1 protein-coding gene is annotated in these 1,263 nt (G+C 49.3%); it reads left to right on the top strand.

Annotated elements, in window-relative coordinates:
- Positions 1 to 491: 491 nt before the first annotated feature.
- Positions 492 to 1,157 (top strand): hypothetical protein, encoded by a 666-nt coding sequence (locus H6B51_RS17100; RefSeq protein WP_204884793.1) that lies wholly within the window; start codon positions 492 to 494, stop codon positions 1,155 to 1,157.
- The last annotated feature ends 106 nt before the right edge of the window (positions 1,158 to 1,263 follow it).

The following is a 1,263-nucleotide window of genomic DNA, read 5'->3' as shown; positions in this document are numbered from 1 at the left end:
GCTGGCGAATCTTTTTCTCCAGTCTGTTTTGTTATGCTCTTTTTCAGTCACACAAATTTTGCGGGACTTTTTTCATTTCAACTATTGACTTTTATTGCAGGACTCATTTTTCTGTAATCAGTATACCACAATAACACCGCATGTACAACTTTTAAGGGGCCGGTTACGCTGCGCCAAACGGTTATAATTCTGACGCTTTGATGCTCTGGGTCAAAACAAATAATCAACCTATTCCCCTGCTGTTATTCAAATTTCAGCATTCTGTAAACAAAGTATTAACTTTATTCTCGGATGATTGATTTTGCAAGATCGTATGATATGATGTCAACAGACAACTTTTTCAATCGGAGGATGCCATGGCTTACGAGGCGTTTGAGATAGATGACATAGGTATAGAGCAGATCGTGTGCGCAGACGATCCAACGCTCGATCCCTATAAGGTTTATCGCTGCAGCGGTACGGACAGGAACGGAAAAAGATGCCTCTGCCCTGTGCACCTGGTGCTGGGATCGGAGCGCGTAAGCCCCCACTTTCGTCAGGCATTTCAGGATCAAAAACACATCAGCGGCTGCAGCCATGCAGAGGAGTCTCCCTACCATCAGATCATGCATCTGGATCTGTCAGGCCAGGGATGGGCTGAGGAGGATCTTTTAGATATCGGTTCCCGGGATGACACGGAATCACGGCGTAAGGATAAGCAGCTGCCGCAGAACGATCCGGACAACCAGGACCGGCGGGAGGAACGGGACACCGGAGATGACAATCGTCCGCTGCAAGTAGTACACAAAAAACCCACCAATATACGGCAGCTCTACCTGATCCTCAGCTTGCCCGAAGTCATGGCTTACGCCGGGCACAAAATCGTGGAGTTGTTGGTGAGTAGCAAGACCATCCAGTATCACCGAAACCATTTGCCCATGAAGGACGGCGTCAAACTGGTGGTTGCCGAAGCGTGCTTTGCCAAGGATATGATCCCGCCGGGCCGCAATACAGTTCTGATGCAGGATCCCTACTGGAAGGAGGGCGGCAAAAAGGTCAGCGAAGAAAAACGCATCCGCTATGTGATCCAGGTCACCAATGCACAGCACGACTCCATCCATCAGCTGCTCAAAGACGCCAAGGGAAAGCGGTATCTGATCCTGGGCGACTGGAGGTAGTGTGAAAGCAGGTAACGGTTCAGGACAGATGAAAAAGGGTGCACGAAACCGGCCCTGCCAACATCGAAGTTTTCAGGGCAAAAGGCAAAAGAGAAGAAGCTGTCAG

Origin of the sequence: Pseudoflavonifractor phocaeensis (genome assembly GCF_016901955.1) — a bacterium.
In the GTDB taxonomy this organism is placed as follows: Bacteria; Bacillota; Clostridia; order Oscillospirales; family Oscillospiraceae; genus Flavonifractor; species Flavonifractor phocaeensis_A.
This window is presented reverse-complemented; position numbering and strand designations above follow the sequence as displayed.